This window comes from Halorientalis sp. (assembly GCF_028275115.1).
In the GTDB taxonomy this organism is placed as follows: domain Archaea; phylum Halobacteriota; class Halobacteria; order Halobacteriales; family Haloarculaceae; genus Halorientalis.
On the sequence record NZ_JAQCNH010000078.1, the window covers coordinates 16,940 to 32,430 of the forward strand.

A 15,491-nucleotide genomic window follows, 5' to 3' on the forward strand; every position below is an offset into this window, starting at 1 on the left:
CATGGTGCGCGCGCTGCTAGACGTCGACGACCTGACCGGCGAGGAGCTGACCACCGTTCTCGACCGCGCCGCCGAACTGAAGACGGCCGACGACGGTCGGCAACCGCTGGTCGACCGGACGCTCGGGATGATCTTCGAGAAGCCGTCGACCCGGACTCGCGTCTCCTTCGAGACCGGGATGACCAAGCTCGGTGGTCACGCCATCTTCCTCGGCCCGGACGACATCCACCTCGGACACGGCGAGCCGATCAGAGACACGGCCCGCGCAGTGTCACGGTACGTCGACTTCATTATGGCCCGCGTGTTCGACCACGCAGACGTCGTGGAACTGGGCGAGTACGCGACCGTGCCGGTCATCAACGGGTTGACCGACGACGCCCACCCGTGCCAGACTCTCGCAGACCTGCTGACGATCCGCGAGCGGTTCGGCGACTTCGACGTGGACGTCGCCTGGGTCGGCGACGGCAACAACGTCGCCCAGTCGTTCGTGCTGGGCGCGGCGATGGCCGGCGTCGACCTGACGGTCGCCACGCCGGCGGGGTACGGTATCGACGACGGCGTCCGCAAACGCGCGGCCGGCCTCGGCGGCGTACCCGAGACGACGACGGACCCCGAGGCGGCGGTCGAAGACGCCGACGTGGTGTACACGGACGTGTGGGTCAGCATGGGCCAGGAGGACCAGCGCGAGCAGAAACTCGCCGACTTCGACGGCTTTCAGGTCACATCCGACCTGCTCGGTGACCGGCCGCTGATGCACTGCCTGCCGGCCCACCGCGGCGAGGAAGTGACCGACGAGGCCCTGGAAAGCGAGAACGCGATCGTCTGGGACCAGGCGGAGAACCGGATGCACGCCCAGAACGGACTGTTAGTCTGGCTGTCCGAGCAGAACTGAGGGCCGTGGGTCACGAACCAGAGAGCGGATTCGACGATTCCTCGTCGCGTTCAGTTCGGTCGCTGTCGGAGTGGCTACGATTGGCGGTGCGATCGTGCTCAGCCCGAACTCTCGGACTGTCCTCCCTACGGACGGTTCAGCCGTCTGTTCACGCCGTGGACGTGGGCGGCGACGGTCGACGCGCTGCTCATGTTCGGGGGTGTTCGTGACCGTGTTGTTCCCGATCCGGATCTGCATCGGTCTCCTGTCGGCGGCCCGGGAGGGGTGAGGTAATATGGGAGAGTCCCGAGGGCTCGTCTCCCGTCTTCAACCCGGTCGTCACCCGTGATCGCTCGCAGTCGTCTCGGGGTCGATATCGGGGTGAAAGAGGTCCTCAACGGAACACTCGAAGAAAGCGGCGAGTGTGAACACGAGTTCGACGGAGGGGTCGTAGCGGTTGCCTTCGACGGCATTGATCGTCTGTCGCGTAACGCCGACGTGTTCGGCCAGTTCGCGCTGGCTCAGCCCGTGGCGTTCGCGGTACGTCTGCAGCGAATTTTTCATGCCGACCGCCGCCGTCCGAGCGCGAACGAGAGCGTACCGTAGGTCAGGTACAACACCGCGACGAACAGCGCGATGGCGACGCTCCAGGGTTGCCACTCGAACAGGCCGAGGCCCCACGCGACGGTCAGGGCGGGGAAGACGCCGGCCGATGCCCAGCCGAAGATAGCGAGGGTCCAGCGCGCGGCGTCGCGGGAGATGTCGGCGTCCCGTTCGTCGAAGACGGGGGCGTCGGCGGTCGCCTGGAGTCCCACTGCGCCCGCCAGCGCGACGGCGTAGATGCCGACGGCGACGAACGGCCGGTTCAGGACGGTGAACGCGGCGAGGCCGAGTCCGGAGACAGCGGCCAGTCCCGCGACCGCCGAGCGAACCCGGCCCGTGCGGTCGAGCAGTGCCGTCACGTCTCGACACCCCGGGTTAGCTGTCGAAACCGGATCGGGACAGCGCCGAGCAGGAGGCCAGCGCCGGTCTGTGCGTTCGCGTCGGGGGAGTGCTGTGTCGTCGTCATGTGTGTCACCTGGTCAAACGCTCTTGTCGTAAAGAGCGTTTTACAGTAAAACGTCTTTGACGTAGTAAAATAACTTTTACGTCCGGTGGCGTGGCTGGCGAGAACACCGGTATCAGAGGCTCAAAACTGCATTTTGACACGGTTGGCCGAGAAAAATTGGAGTGCGGTGCGGGTTTTGTGCGAGTGCGGTCCACACACCGCGTTGTACCGAGCGCGCGCCGTCGGGGCGCGCTCGGCCTTTTTCGCCCACGTTTTTGCCGCGAGTGGTGGCCGCAGGCCACCCGAGCGAGAAAAAGGTGGTGGGTGGCTATTCGTTCATCAGGCCGCCTTCTTCGACGCGCATGACGCCCTCGCCGTCAGGGAGGTTGGGGGCGTCGACGAGTTTGACGATCCGTTTGTTGCCTTTGGATTTCCGGAGGTAGATGCGGAAGGTCGAGGTGTGGCCCAGAATGTTGCCGCCGATGGGCTGAGTGGGGTCGCCGAAGAAGGAATCGGGGTTGGAGGCGACCTGGTTGGTGACGACGACGGCGGTGTTGTTGAGGTCGCCGACGCGCATCAGGTCGTGGAGGTGCTTGTTGAGCTTCTGCTGGCGTTCGGCCAGTTCGCCACGGCCGACGTACTCGGCGCGGAAGTGCGCGGTCAGGGAGTCCACACAGAGCAGGCGGACGGGGAACTCGTCGTCCTGGCTCTCGCTGGCGATCTCTTTGGCCTTCTCGGCGAGCAGGATCTGGTGGTTCGAGTTGAACGCCTTCGCGACGTGGATTCGGTCAAGAAACTCTTCGACCAGTTCCTCCAGATCCGCCTCACTGTCGACGCTGGCGTCCTCCATGCCGAACGACTCCATCGTGTCCGCCAGCACGTCGTCGTCGTGGCCACGGACCATCTGGTCGATTCGCTCGGGTCGGAACGTGTCCTCGGAGTCGACGAAGATGGCGCTCCCTTCGAGACCGCCGTGCTCCTTCGGGAGCTGGACGGTGACCGCGAGCTGGTGGGTGACCTGTGACTTCCCGGCCCCGAACTCGCCGTACACCTCGGTAATCGACTGCGTCTCGACACCGCCACCGAGCAACTCGTCGACCTCTTCGACGCCCCACGTCAGCTTCCCGATCTGTTCGCGGCGTTCCAGCACCTGCGCGCCGGACTCGAAGCCGCCGATGTCGGCGGCGTCCCGAGCGGCCTGGATGATGTCGGCGGCACTCGACTCGCCGATGTCGGCAGTGTTCGACAGTTCGCCGGGACTGGCGACCGCGATGCCCTGGTACCCGTCGAATCCGTTGTCTTTCAGTTTCTCTGCCGTCGCCGGTCCCACACCCGGCAACTCTTCGAGGTCTTCGTTTGTCGCCATACGCCTTTTTTCTGCTCCCTTCCACATAAACCCTCGTTAACACCGTGGTGAAAGTGAAAATGGGGGTCGGCGGCCGGCCGGCACGGAGTGTTACCCGTAGCTTGAGGTGTCAAGAATCGCGTCAGAGGTTCACATAACAATTGCAATATTTATATGCGTGACTACTGATAGTGGTATCAAGGGGGATTCGGTGTGGAAATTGCACTAACACCATACACGATACCGCTGTGGGTCGTCGCCATCGTGGGGAGCGGACTCGCAGCACTGACCGCGTACTATCACGAACAGAAGGGCGCGTACGCGCTATTTGCCGTGTTCATCGGCGCCGTCTTCTGGGCGGGCGGGTACGCCATGGAAATGAGTTCGTCACCGTCACAGGCCGCGATCTTCTGGTACAAGATCCACTTCATCGGGAGCGCCATCGTTCCGACCGCAATCCTGGTCATGGCGTTGCGGTTCACCGGTCGGGACGACCTGATACGACTTCGGAATGTCGCGTTGCTGGCCGCCGTACCGGTCGTGACGACCGTGATGATCATCACCAGCCACGACATCTGGATTCGGGGGCACATCGCGAACACCGGGGCGGACGCGGTACTCCCATTGACCTACCAGTTCGGGCCGTGGTTCCAGGTCTACGCGTACTACTCGCTCGGAATCGCGCTCGTCGCGATTGGGATGTTCACACAGGCGGCAATCGAACGCAGCGACGAATCGTGGGTCAACACGACCACCGCGTTCCTCGTCGCCACCATCCTCCCGACGGTCGGGACCGGAATCTACGTGATCGGTGACACGACTATCGATTACGGCCCCTTTGCCTTCCTGGCCTCCGGGGTGTGCATCATGGCCGCGATGTTCTATCTCTAGTCCCAGGGGTGGCCCCCTGGCGACGCGGGCCAGAGCGGGTACCAGAAGCGTTCGTCGTCCTCGACGTCGAGGACGCTCGCGAGTTTGAACTCCACGCTGTCGTCGCGTTCGCGGTCGCCCGCCGGGGCGGAGGGATAGTACGCGCCGCGCCGGAACGAGTACACCCAGTACAGCGGGCGGTCTGCGGCGTCGTCGGCGAGCGTGTTCTCGACCCGCTCGAAGGCAAAGAGCACGGCGAGCAACCGGGAGCCGTAGCCCCGTTCGACGAGAGTGTCGGCGGTGAAGTGGACGCTCGTCAGGAGGGCTTCCACGTCGTCGTCGAGGACGACCCAGTCGTAGCCGTGCCGGTCCGCACGAAACTGCTCGGCGGTGCCAGTCTCGGCTTCGCCGGCGTCGGCGAAGTCGGCGCTGTCGCCGCTCGCGAAACAGAGGGCAGCGACGCCAGCCGACTCGAACCCCCAGGTCGGCTGCCATCGTGACGTAGGCGGTACTCATGCCGAACAAGTCCTCGGGGTCGGCCGGCGGGTGGCAGCGGCTTCTGCCCCGAACCACAACACTCCCGGGAGGCTATCTTGATACAGCGAGAGAACCCCGCCATTCACGGTGGGCGTGAATCGCGTCCATTTCAGGAACCATTCACCACAGTGTTTCCACCCTGAAATTTATTTTTCTCAACACATAACATGACATACACCGAAGCGGTCTGACCGCCCAATTAAACGGACAATATCGGATTCATAGGAATCTACATTCGAAGGAATCCTCTCCGGGTCGCTGGATTCCCAGTCCGGTAACTCTGAATCCCACTGTGGAATAGGAGTAACGGCGGTCTGGCCCCGCCAGGAGACCGGTCATGCCGACCGGTCTGCAAACCAGTAAATATCTCACCGCTTGCGGTGCGGTTCGGGAAGCCTCGCCGTCGTCGGGCTACGCCCGACTGCTTGAGGGAGCTTCGCTCCCTCTCCGTTTATGACGAGGAGGAGGTCACCCAGCAGTCCCGTACCCTCACCGCGGGCGCGGACGCTCTTTGCTTTGCTCACTGCCGTTTCGGCTATCGTTTCTCGACTCGGATTTAAACCCTACCGGTCCCGGGTTGTTGATAGCATGACTGCCCAGGCTGGCCCGGTAGTGACGGCGCTGTTTGGAGTGAGCGCCGTCGTGTTCGGGGCTGTCGGGGTCTGGACCGCCAGCCGCCGGCCAGGGCCTGGTGCGCGGTGGTTCGCGGCGACGATGGGAGCGCTGGCGCTGGGTGCGGCCGGGTCGAGCGTGGCCTACCACCTCTCCGGGAGCGTCGAGTTGGCGACGGGAATCTATCCATTAGTCGTCATCGTGATGCCGGTCGTCTGGGCCCGCTTCGCCTTCGAGTACTACGGCCTGTTCGAGTTCACCTCCCGACGGCGCACGGTAGCGCTGATTACGCCGGCCGCCTTCGCCGCACTGGCCGGGACCTGGGTCGGCCTCGTCGAGTCCGGCCTCATTACGGCCGTCTCCGAGCCCCTCGTCGTCGGTGTCTACAGCGGCTACGTCGCGATGCACTTCTACTCGGCGACCGTCCTGCTCGTCGCCGTCGGCCTGCTCGTCCGCACGGGGCTCCGTCGGGACCACCTTGGCCCGTCACTCGGGGTCGCACTGGCGCTGATCGTCGTGGCTCCGTGGGTCGGAAACTTCGTCAACGGTGCACTCCGGGTCAGCGGCGCGTCCGTGCCAGGCTTTGCCGACGAGATGGTCCGTGCTGGTGGTATCTTCGTGGGCGCTGTCGCCGCCGCCGCAGCCGTCTCCCGATACCGGTTGTTCGAGGGGTTACCCGCCGCCGGCACCATCGGTCCCGAAACCGTCCTCGAAGAGATGGACGACCTCGTGATCGTCACCGACAGCGCCGGGCGAATCGTCCGACTCAACGAGCGGGCGCGCCAGGCGTTTGCCGACGACGAGGAGCCCGTCGACCGACCTCTCGACGACGTGGTGGGTACGTCGGTCGGCGGCCTGTCCGACCGGGACGGCGTCCGCCTCGACACCGCCACCGGTCCCCGCCAGTACGACCCATCGGTGTCCGGGCTGACCAATGAGCAGGACCAGTGTATCGGGCACACGCTCGTTCTCCGCGACGTGACCGAGCGATACACCCGGCGCCAGCGCCTCTCGGTCCTCAACCGCGTCCTGCGGCACAACCTCCGCAACGAGACCGCGACCATCGTCACTCGGGCCGAAGTGATCGCCGAGCAGGCCGAGACGGACACCGCCGAGATTGCGGACGAGGTCGTCGACACCGCGCTGTCGATCGCCGAGACCGGTGACAAGGCCCGCCGCATCGAGCGGATGATGGCTGTCCCGGTGACACCCGACCCACGGACCGACGTGACCAGGGTCGTCAGCGACGTCGTCGACACGGTTCGGGGGGAGACGGGCTGTGACGTCTCCTGGTCGGCCCCCGACCAGGTCCTCGCCCGGGCCGACCACCGGGTCCTGCACCCCGTCGTCGAGGACCTCGTGGAAAACGCCGTCGAACACAACGACGCGGCCGACCCGACCGTCGACGTGTCCGTCACCGTCGACCCGGAGGTAGAACTCCCGGTCGAGATCACCGTCACGGACGACGGTCCCGGTATCCCCGACTCCGAGCGCTCGCCGGTCGTCGCCGGCGACGAGGCCCCGCTCGAACACGGGAGTGGGCTGGGACTCTGGGGTGTCAAGTGGGGCGTCACCAGGATCGGTGGCTCGCTCGCCTTCGAGGAGCACGAGCCACGCGGGACGGTCGTCCGCGTTCGGATACCGACGCCAGCCGACGTGGACGAGGCGGCGGTAGCCGACGAGGCGGCCCTGAAGACCGAGGATCCACCACGGGCGCCACCGGCGGTCCCGCCGGGCGTCATCCGGGATTTCGACGCCACCTCCGACCAGTCGTCCTAGCGTCCGGCCAGTTCGCGCTCGAGTGTCCGGAGCCGCTCGATACGGCGCTCGGTCTCGGGGTGGGTCCGGGCCAGGCGGCCGATGAATCCGCGAGTGAAAGTGGACGCGATTCGCGCCCGCCGTGAACGGCGGGATTCTCTCGCTGAATCAAGATAGTGAGTACGTGCTCAGCGTAATTAATCGCCGCGTGGCCCGGGGTGTGGCCGAGGGCTCGCGACACAGAACGCGAGGCTTAACCGACCGAGTCGAGTACGATGGACCAATGAGTGAGTCACGCGAGTTCTGTCCGCGCTGTGGGGAGACCATCCCGGAGCGGCCGGAACCCCGTCCCGGCGAGCCAAGGGACCCCGACCGCGTGCTCTGTAACGACTGTTACTTCGAGGAGTTCGACCTCGTCGACGCGCCCGAGCGCATCGAGATCCGGGTCTGTGCCCAGTGTGGCGTGGTCCACCGGGGGAACCGCTGGGTCGACGTGGGGGCCGACGACTACGTCGACGTGGCCGTCGAGGAGGTCAGCGAGGCTCTCGCCATCCATCTGGAAGCCGAGGCCGTCGACTGGGAAGTCGCGCCCGAGCAGGTCGACCCCACGACGGTCAAGATGCACTGTCGCTTCTCCGGTATCGTCCGGGACACGCCCGTCGTCGAGGAGGTGCTCGTGCCCGTGAAAATTTCCCGGGAGACCTGCAGGCGCTGTGGCCGTATCGCCGGGGGCTCCTACGCCGCAACCGTCCAGGTCCGGGCCGACGAGCGCGACCCGAGCGACGACGAACTGGCGCGGGCCGAACGGATCACCAACGAGTACGTCGCGGACCGCGAGGACGACGGCGACCGTGCGGCGTTCGTCACCGAGGCGAAACGGACCGAGGGCGGCTTAAATATGCGACTCTCGACCACGAAGCTGGGGAACGGCGTCGCCGAGCGAATCGTCCGCCAGCTCGGGGGCAGCTACGAGAGCGCCGAGACGCTGGTCACCGAGGACAGTGACGGGAACGAGGTTTACCGGGTGACATACGCTATCCGCCTGCCCCGGTACCGCCCCGGCGAAGTGATCGACCCCAGAGACGACGACGGTCCCGTCCTCGTCCGCAGCGTGCAGGGCAACCTGAAGGGCCGGCGCATCACGACCGGCGAGCCCTTCGAGGCGAGTTTCGAGGACGAGAACGCTCCGGACGCCCGGCGACTGGGGACCCGTGAGGAGGCCGACCAGACGACACTCGTCGCCGTCGAGGACGACCGGGCCGTGCAGGTACTGGACCCCGAGACCTACGAGGCCAAAACAATCGCCCGCCCCGACTATCTGAACCCAGACGCCGACACCGTCCCCGTCCTCAAGAGCCGGGCCGGCCTGCACGTCCTGCCCGAGGACGACGGTTCGGGTGCCCCTGCGGGCGGAACCGAGAGCGCATGACGGCAGACGAGACCGAGAACACACCGGCGACCGACGCCGACCCCCTCGCAGCGGTCGTCGCCAGAGGCCGCGCCGAGACCGCGGCCGACGCGCTCCGGGCGGAAGGGGTCTACGACCCCGACCGCAGTATCAGACCGTTCGGCGAGGACGCCGTCGCGCTGCCAGTGACGGTCCCGCCCGAGGAGACCGCGGTCCGGGAAGTCGTCCGGCAGGAAGCCGAACCACGCCTCCGGAACCTGGACGACCACCTCCGCGAGCGGGGCTGGAGCGAGGCCGAGCGCGAGCGAGCGCCGAGTTCCTGGGCGGTCATCGGTACCGTCGTCCTCGTCGACGTCGGGGACGCGCCGCGACCCGCAGAAATCGGCGACGCCCTGCTCGACCTCCACGCGAACGCCGACACCGTGCTGGCGCGCCACGGGATCGACGGCACTCAACGCCGCCCCGACGCGACGGTGATCGCGGGCGTGGGCGACACCGAGACGGTTCACACGGAGCACGGGACCCGCTACGCGCTCGACCTGGCCGAGGTGATGTTCTCGCCGGGGAACAAGACCGAGCGCAGGCGGATGGGAGACGTGGTCCGTTGTGACGAGCGGTGCGAGTCGCCGGACCGGACGAGCGACGACGACCGCGTCTTCGACATGTTCGCTGGCATCGGTTACTTCACGCTCCCGATGGCCCGGGCCGGCGCGCGCGTCACGGCGACAGAAATCAACCCCGATTCCTTCCGCTACCTGCTGGAGAACGCCAGGCTCAACGGCGTTCACGAGCGAGTCGACCTCTACCGGGCCGACTGCCGTGACGTGGCCGAGACTGTCGACGCCGACAGAGTGGTCATGGGCTACTACGAGGCCCACGACTACCTCGACGCGGCGTTGTCCGCCCTCGTTCCCGGCGGCGTCGTCCACATGCACGAGGCCACACCGGAGACGCTGGTGTACGACCGGCCCGTCGAGCGACTGACGTCGGCCGCCGCCGAGCGCGGCCGGGAAGCCGAGATTCTGGCCCGGCGCACCGTCAAAGGGTACAGCGAAGGCGTCGCCCACGTCGTCGTGGATGCACGGGTCGAGTAACCTGTGAGTGCGAAAGCTCTAATCCCCGGGGTCACGAATCTGGGGCATGGACCGAAAACAGATCATCGCGATTATCTTCACGATCCTGATGGTCGGATCGCCGATCGCGTACGCGACGGTGTCGTTCTTCTAGCTGTCCCAGACGTCCGACAGGGGGTGAGAGCCGTCGGAGTCACGGGTCGTCGAGCGATGCGACCTCGACCGACTCCGAGAGTTCGCCTCGCCGACGGCGGCGCCGGCATCCAGTTCCGGCAGTTCGGGCGTCGACATCCGGTCGACCTGCTCGGCGAACCAGCCGGGCATGTCCGTTTGCGCCCGCTCGAAGAGGTCGAGCAGCGAGGAGTCGCCGAGATACGTCGCCCCGTAATCGTCGGGGGCGCGGACCACCCGGCCACAGGCTTGGACCACCGTCCGGAGCGCGGTCCGGTAGTACCAGCCCCACTGGCCGTTTTCGAGTCGCTGGGCCACCCGCGAGTCACGCGTGTTGGGGTAAGGGGCTTTACACAGCAGTTGCCAGCGCGCGAGGTCGCCCTCCAGGTCCAGGGCCTCCTCCATCTTGACCGAGCAGAAGACCGCGTTGCCGTCCCCCCGCCTCCACGTTGAGAGGACGGCGTCGCGGTTCTCGCGGTCGTGTGCACGCACTCGCTCGTCGACGCCGTACTCCGAGAGCAGGTCGACCAGTCGTTCCTGAATTCCGTATGAGTGGCAGTGAACCAGTCCCTTTTCACCGGGGTGGGCCTGCATGATCCGGACCAGCGTTTCGGCCATGCGCGGGAGGGTCCGGTCGCGCTCCTCGTAGGTCATCTTCCCCTGTGTCACGTCGTACAGCGGGCGGTTCTCGACGGGGAAGGTGTGGTCGACTTCCACCAGCGCCACCCGCGAGGGGTCCAGCCCCGCGCCGGCACAGAAGGCGTCTTTGCTGAGGATGGTCGCCGACAGCAGGGCGAACTTCTGGCCGCGGTCCCAGACCGTGTGCGTGAGATACCGCTCGGGGTTCATCGGCTTGATTGTGACGGCGGTCCCCGCCCCGTCGGGTTGGTCGACGACCCACGTCGTCACGCTGTCGGGGTCCCGGTAGTCCTCGAGGAACCACTGCAACTCCGAGCCGAGTTCGGTGAGTCGGTCGCGCTCGACCACCTCTTCGGGGTCGAGTTCGGCGTTGCCCCGCAACTCCTCCTGGCGGCGCGAGGCGATCCGCATCACCCGCTCGGCGTACCCTTCGGCCCGGTCGGGACCGTCGATGTCCGGCGGTTCCACGTCGCCCCAGACGGGGACCCGCCGGGGCGAGAGGTCGATGGTCGCGTACATCTCGGCCCACTCGGCGAGGCCGTGGGCCTCGTCGATGACCACCACGTCGCGCTGGCCGAACACGTCCGAGCCGGCAGTCTGCATGAAGTACGCCAGCGTCATCGCGGCGATGGGGCGGTTGGCGGCGATGGACCGGTCGGAGAAGTACGGACAGCGGTGTTTGACCTGGCAGTCGAACATCCGCTCACGGGCACAAGGGGCCTGATCGACAGGGGTGTCAGTTTCGCCCGGGAGGATACAGGAGTAGTTGTTTTTGCCGCGGATGAGTTCGAGGTCCTCGAGCAGGTCGTCGGCAGCCACGTCGTCCAACTGTGAGACCTGTGGAGTCGTGTAGTACGCGCCGATGGGCTCGCCTGCCTCGGCCTCGCTGGCGGTGCGGGCCGACCCGGCGATGGCACGGGCGAGCAGGGACTTCCCGCTCCCGGTCGGGGCGCGCACTAGCACCACGTCGTTGCCGCCCTCGAACGCGGCGCGGATGTCCGCGAGCGCTTGTTCTTGGTTCCCACGGTAGGCGGGCGCGGGAAACTCCGTCTCGATCCGGGCGGGCTTCACGTCACTCGATGGGCACCTCCGGGGCTAAAATCGTTCGGCTCGCAGTACCCACCGGAGTTAAGTTACAGCTAACCATCACGTTTGGCCATGGACGAGTCCCAACGACGCCACGTCCTTCGGACGGGCGGCACCCTCCTCGCCGGCGGCCTGACGGTGGGCCTCGGCGGCTGTCTACAGAGTGACGGCACCGACACGCCGACCGACGACGGCGACGACGGTGGCGGTGGCGGAGCGGTCCCCGCCTTCGCCGACTGGTTGCCCGCGCCGGCCGCGATGGGCACCGACCACTACGAGTTCACGGCGGCCGATCCCGCTGAAATCTTCGAACACGAGTCGGCCGTGGAGGGGAGCGCCTTCGGCGGGCTGACGGGTGCGACGAGGCAACTGGAGGGGATCACGCTGTCCGCCCTCTCCGGTCTGTACCTGATCGGCGGCGGGATCGTCCTGACCGGCGACATCGACGCCGAGGCGTTCCGGTCGTTCCTGCGGGCCAATGGGTACACCGAGGGCCGGACGTACAACGGCTTCAGCTTCTACACGGGTGGGCCGGGCGGTACCGCCGCCGTCTCGTCGAGCACGGCTGTTCGGACTGGCTCTCTCGATGACGCCGCGGAGAACGTCGAAGCTATCATCGACGCACAGCGCCGTGCGGCCGACCGCTATGTCGACACAAACGCCGACTGCGGGACGCTGCTGTCGCAACTCGGCTCGGGCGCTGTCGTCGGCGGACGGACCCACGACGAGGCCCCGTTCCTCGACGGCGTGGTCGCCGACGGCTTCCGCTGGCGACTCGACGGTAGCTCCGCGTCGTTCAGGGGCGCGCTCGTGTTCGAGAGCCAGTCGGTGGTCGACACCGCGGCGGTCGAGACCTTCGTCAGCGAGCAAACCTTGTTCGACCCGCTCTCCTCGCCGTCGGTCAACGCGGTCGGCCGGACCGCCGTCGTCGACGGCACGGCCGACACCGGCTCGGTCCAGATGCTGGGCCCGCAGTACGGGTCCTCGGGCGGCGAGCGCGACCGCCCGCCACAGGTGTCGTTCTCGTGGGACTACGAGCGCCGCGGCGACGGGGTGGGCATCACGACCGTCTCTCACGACGGCGGGGATTCGGTCAGGGCGAGCGAACTCGTCTTCCGCGGGGACGGGTTCGTCGGTGCCGGATCGATTCCCGAGACGGTGGCCGGCGAACTGGACGTAACAGAGAGCGGTGAGCAGTGGCCGGCCGCGTTCGCCTCCGGGAACGTCGGCAGCGACGCCGCCGTCGTCGCGGGCGATCAGGCTCGCCTCGGCGTCGCCAGCGACGCGAAGATTTCGCTGGTCTGGGGGTCGGCAGACAGCGACGTGTCCGCGACGCTGTCGGCGTACGGAGGGCCGGACGGCTAAAGTTCTTCCACGTCGTCGGCCGTCGCGTCGCGGTCGTCGGGCAACCGGTCGATGCACTCCGAACAGAGGAGCCACTCCGAGCCGTCGGCCAACTCCAGCGCTAGCCCCACGGCGCGGTCGCCGCCGAACGACCAGATGTCCGCGATGCCACCCGCCACCTCGACGCGCTCCCCGCAGCCGTCACAGGGCTCGTGTGCCATGGTGGCTGTTGGGCCGCCCGTGGCTTGGCGGTTCCGGCCTACAGCAGTCCCTCCTCCGGGAAGTTCAGTTCCAGATCGGTGCCCAGCACCCGCTCTACGGCGACTGCGACCGCGGGCGCGAACTCGGTGTCGGGGTCGGCACAGACAGGCAGGTCCGCCACTGTCCGCACGTCGCTCTCGGGGATGGTGGCGTCGGCGGCTTCGACGGCCCCGACCGCCCGGGTCGCGACGACGGCGTCGACCGGTGCGCCGAGGTCGTGGAGGCGGTCACGCATGGTCGGGAGTCGGTCCAGTCCGCGCTCGCTGTCGGGCGCGACGAGAGCCACGCGGTCGGCGCTCGTGACCGCTGCGACGGCCTGGTTGGTCGCGACTGGCGGCGTATCCACGAGAACGTGATCGAACCGCCGTGCCGCCGAATCGAGCAGGCTCTCGAACCGCCGCGCTGCTTCGGGTGTCTTCGCTCGTGCGAGTCGCTCGAACGGGGCCCGAGCGGCGCAGGCGGCAAGCCGGCCCGGCACGTCGACGGCGAGGTCGACGAGTCCGTCGGACAGTTCACCCGGCCCGGTACAGAGGGCGGTCAGGTCCGGGTTGATGCGACCGGGGACGTGCGCCGCCAGCCCCTGCGTGGCGAAGGCAGCGTCCAGCAGGGCCACGTCTCGGCCGGCCCGCGCCAGGGTCGCGCCGAACTCGACGGTCGTCCGCGTCGTGCCCGCACCGCCGGCCGTCCCGGCGAGCGCGAGCATCGATCTGCTGGTCACGGTTGGGCCTGGTTCCCCTCTAGAATAAAAACCTACGTACCGACGACTCAGTGCTGCGCCGCGATGTCGTCGGCGATGTCGGCCAGTTCCGCGTCGTCGAGGTCGGGCGCGCTGCCGCCGACGGCGTGGATGGAACCGCCGCCATCGTCGGCGAAACGTGGGACGACGTGGCCGTGGACGTGTGGTACTTCCTGTCCGCTCTCCTCGCCGTTGTTGAATCCGACGTTGCTCGCCGGGGCGTCGACGGCGGCCTCGGCAGCCGGCACGAGGTCGTGGACGGCGGCGTACAGCGCCTCCGCCGTGTCGTCCGATAGGTCGTTCAATCGCTCGTGGTGGTCTCTCGGGATGACCAGCGTGTGACCCGGCGCGAGTGGATTCGCATCGAGGAAGGCGAACACTTGGTCGTCCTCGTAGACGGTGTGGCTCGGAATCTCCCCCGCGACGATCTGGCAGAAGATACAGTCGTTATCTGAACCTGACATACGATCTATCACCTGTTAGCACCGTTTGATGCCATTCCAAACTAACACTGCCGAGAACAAGAGTTTGGTGTCAAATGTTCGATTAATCGGCCTATCTGAACTGTGCGTGCCCGTGCTGTACTGTGCTGTAGTATACACCACTCGTGTACACTAACACGGAGGCGACTGCGTACAAGCACGGGAGCGAGTGAGCCACAGGCTCTAAATCGTCAAAGTTCCGGGCGTAATCCTGAGACTGCGACAGTCCCCGAACAGTTACCAAGAGCATCATTCTTAAAAGTCGTCGAGGGACCGAAACAGGCGCTCATCGCCTCCTGGACAGTGTAATAGTGCCAAACCTGGCGCGTCGCTGTCGGTACATACGGAATGCCACGACCGTGCGCTCGCCACACGAACAGGGGGCCAGCCATGAGCCGACAGCGGGGTGGACTCCGTACAGTTCACGACAAAAAACATAAGATTTATTCTGTTGATTATACGTATATAATGCGTCGAATGCGTAGACATATTGGCCTCCATGTGGTCGGACTGGGACGGAACGAACGACGAACCCAGACCGATGGGTGGAACCGATGAACGGCTTCGATACGATTCTCCAGACGGCTGGTGGGCAGCAACCGCTCGGTGGTGTATTACAAGGAATTATCAACTTGATCCTGTTCCCGGTGCAGCTCATTCTGGCAGTCGTCCTGCCGCTTCTCGGGCTGTACGTCATAGGGCCACGGGTCGGGAAGCGCATCACGGCGGTCGGTCGGCGCGTCGCGTTCGGCGAAGCACTCATGGAGACGCCGCTGGGGGCGTTCTTCCGAGACGAGGGCGAGGTTGACGACGCTATCACGAAACTCATTTCATACTTTTTATTTATCGTCGCGCTCGTGTTCTCCTTCGGTATCCTCGGGTCGAATCGGATTATCAACTACATCGCTGCCGGCGCCAACTACTACCCCTCGTTTTTTGGCGGGGTACTGATGCTACTCGTTGGGTTCGTAATCGCCGGGTACGTCGCTCGGAATATCAAGCAGTCCGAGACTGTCGGGAGCACCAAGCTCACGCCGGTCCTCTCGCTGACGGCGAAGATGGTGATATACTTCGTCTCGATTACGCTCGCGCTCGACGCCTTCGGTTACAGCACGACTATCCTGAATACGCTGGCTCAGGCGGTCGCCATCGGACTCGGCCTCGGCATTGCGCTGGCCGTCGGCATCAGCGTCGGGTTGGGCGGCCAGGACTATGTTGCCAGCAGAATCGACGACTGGCTCGCGGAGTGA

Annotated in this window: 14 protein-coding genes and 1 pseudogene; 7 read left to right on the plus strand and 8 right to left on the minus strand. The window is 66.2% G+C overall.

Going from position 1 to position 15,491, the window contains the following annotated elements; genetic code table 11:
- Position 1: 1 nt before the first annotated feature.
- Positions 2-892, plus strand: coding sequence for an ornithine carbamoyltransferase (gene argF / locus Q0964_RS10565; RefSeq protein WP_299267044.1), 891 nt, complete (start codon positions 2-4; stop codon positions 890-892).
- A gap of 318 nt (positions 893-1,210) precedes the next feature.
- Here argF and Q0964_RS10570 read toward each other — a convergent pair whose 3' ends face one another.
- From Q0964_RS10570 to radA, 3 genes are all read right to left on the minus strand, one after another.
- Complete coding sequence (locus tag Q0964_RS10570) at positions 1,211-1,435, minus strand: helix-turn-helix transcriptional regulator (RefSeq protein ID WP_299267047.1); 225 nt, start codon at positions 1,433-1,435, stop codon at positions 1,211-1,213.
- Positions 1,432-1,833, minus strand: coding sequence for a DUF2178 domain-containing protein (locus Q0964_RS10575; RefSeq protein WP_299267050.1), 402 nt, complete (start codon positions 1,831-1,833; stop codon positions 1,432-1,434). Before Q0964_RS10575 ends, Q0964_RS10570 begins: the two co-directional genes overlap by 4 nt.
- A 414-nt stretch (positions 1,834-2,247) precedes the next feature.
- Positions 2,248-3,285, minus strand: coding sequence for a DNA repair and recombination protein RadA (gene radA / locus Q0964_RS10580; RefSeq protein WP_299267054.1), 1,038 nt, complete (start codon positions 3,283-3,285; stop codon positions 2,248-2,250).
- A 192-nt stretch (positions 3,286-3,477) separates the two neighbouring features.
- Between radA and Q0964_RS10585 the strand changes: the two genes are divergently transcribed.
- Positions 3,478-4,155: a histidine kinase N-terminal 7TM domain-containing protein gene (locus Q0964_RS10585; RefSeq protein WP_299267058.1), complete on the plus strand. Its 678-nt coding sequence runs from the start codon at positions 3,478-3,480 to the stop codon at positions 4,153-4,155.
- Here Q0964_RS10585 and pspAB read toward each other — a convergent pair.
- Positions 4,152-4,736: pseudogene (gene pspAB, locus Q0964_RS10590) on the minus strand (PspA-associated protein PspAB). The gene Q0964_RS10585 and the pseudogene pspAB overlap by 4 nt on opposite strands.
- A gap of 523 nt (positions 4,737-5,259) precedes the next feature.
- On the opposite strand from pspAB, the gene Q0964_RS10595 reads away from it, so the two are divergent.
- From Q0964_RS10595 to Q0964_RS10605, 3 genes are all read left to right on the plus strand, one after another.
- Complete coding sequence (locus tag Q0964_RS10595) at positions 5,260-7,062, plus strand: ATP-binding protein (protein ID WP_299267061.1); 1,803 nt, start codon at positions 5,260-5,262, stop codon at positions 7,060-7,062.
- 262 nt (positions 7,063-7,324) lie between these two features.
- Entirely contained in the window at positions 7,325-8,470 is a 1,146-nt protein-coding gene (locus tag Q0964_RS10600) for a 60S ribosomal export protein NMD3 (protein WP_299267065.1), read from the plus strand.
- Positions 8,467-9,543: a class I SAM-dependent methyltransferase gene (locus Q0964_RS10605; RefSeq protein WP_299267068.1), complete on the plus strand. Its 1,077-nt coding sequence runs from the start codon at positions 8,467-8,469 to the stop codon at positions 9,541-9,543. Before Q0964_RS10600 ends, Q0964_RS10605 begins: the two co-directional genes overlap by 4 nt.
- A gap of 129 nt (positions 9,544-9,672) precedes the next feature.
- Here the strand turns inward: Q0964_RS10605 and Q0964_RS10610 are convergent, their stop codons facing one another.
- Positions 9,673-11,403: an ATP-dependent DNA helicase gene (locus tag Q0964_RS10610; protein ID WP_299267071.1), complete on the minus strand. Its 1,731-nt coding sequence runs from the start codon at positions 11,401-11,403 to the stop codon at positions 9,673-9,675.
- 87 nt (positions 11,404-11,490) lie between these two features.
- Between Q0964_RS10610 and Q0964_RS10615 the strand changes: the two genes are divergently transcribed.
- On the plus strand, positions 11,491-12,783 hold the full coding sequence (locus tag Q0964_RS10615) for a hypothetical protein (protein WP_299267074.1): 1,293 nt from the start codon (positions 11,491-11,493) through the stop codon (positions 12,781-12,783).
- On the opposite strand, the gene Q0964_RS10620 is transcribed toward Q0964_RS10615, so the two are convergent.
- The 3 genes from Q0964_RS10620 to Q0964_RS10630 are packed head-to-tail and all read right to left on the minus strand — an operon-like array spanning position 12,780 to position 14,223.
- Positions 12,780-12,983, minus strand: a complete 204-nt coding sequence (locus Q0964_RS10620; protein WP_299267076.1) for a DUF7561 family protein — start codon at positions 12,981-12,983, stop codon at positions 12,780-12,782. The two genes, Q0964_RS10615 and Q0964_RS10620, sit on opposite strands and share 4 nt — an antisense overlap.
- 38 nt (positions 12,984-13,021) lie before the next feature.
- On the minus strand, positions 13,022-13,741 hold the full coding sequence (locus tag Q0964_RS10625) for a MinD/ParA family ATP-binding protein (protein WP_299267079.1): 720 nt from the start codon (positions 13,739-13,741) through the stop codon (positions 13,022-13,024).
- Between the two features lie 47 nt (positions 13,742-13,788).
- Positions 13,789-14,223, minus strand: a complete 435-nt coding sequence (locus Q0964_RS10630) for an HIT family protein (RefSeq protein WP_299267082.1) — start codon at positions 14,221-14,223, stop codon at positions 13,789-13,791.
- 572 nt (positions 14,224-14,795) lie between these two features.
- On the opposite strand from Q0964_RS10630, the gene Q0964_RS10635 reads away from it, so the two are divergent.
- Entirely contained in the window at positions 14,796-15,491 is a 696-nt protein-coding gene (locus tag Q0964_RS10635; protein ID WP_299267085.1) for a hypothetical protein, read from the plus strand.